General features: G+C 66.1%; 1 protein-coding gene. It reads right to left on the bottom strand.

The window, feature by feature from the left end:
- Nucleotides 1-125 precede the first annotated feature (125 nt).
- A partial coding sequence (locus ACAM49_RS40345; protein ID WP_369640766.1) for a class I SAM-dependent methyltransferase occupies nt 126-620 on the bottom strand: 495 nt, incomplete at its 5' end.

The following is a 620-nucleotide window of genomic DNA, read 5'->3' as shown; positions in this document are numbered from 1 at the left end:
CCGTCCAACCCGTCGATTCCCCCCTCCCCACCGGCTCCGCCTACCAATCCCTGAACCACCTGGTCTGCATCCTCTTCCACACCAGCCTCGCCGGCTCCGTAGGTATCCCGTTCTGCTGACCCGCGTCAGTTCTCGCCGTCCGCGACCTCGCGTCGCGCGAGAATGATCCCGCCGAGCGCACTTTCGGCCGAGGTCAGAGTTCGCTCGGCCTCGACCAGAAATCCGGCCGCGTCGAGCCACGCACGCATCCGGCTGTGCTGGCGGCGATGGACACGCAGATGCATCGGGTGCCCGCCGTAGCCTTGGGTTTTCAGCTGGGACTCGTCGCCGACGTGGAAGCCGAGTAGCAGTGGTCCGCCCGGGCGCAGCACTCGCCGGAACTGGGCGAATACGGAACCGAGCTCGTCATCGGGGATGTGGATGAGCGAATACCACGCGACCACACCGGCCATCGAGGCATCCCCGAGTGCGAGGTCCGTCATGGATCCGACCTCGAACCGCATCCCGGGGTAGTCACGGCGCGCCACATCGATTATCCCGGGCGACAGATCGATTCCGAACGCATCCACATCCAGCCGACGCAGATAAGCGGTGATCCGCCCCGCCCCGCATCCCACATC

Source organism: Nocardia sp. JMUB6875, from assembly GCF_041154655.1.
Lineage (GTDB): Bacteria > Actinomycetota > Actinomycetes > Mycobacteriales > Mycobacteriaceae > Nocardia.
Note: the sequence above shows the minus strand (reverse complement) of the source record. Positions and strands in the feature narration are given on the sequence as shown.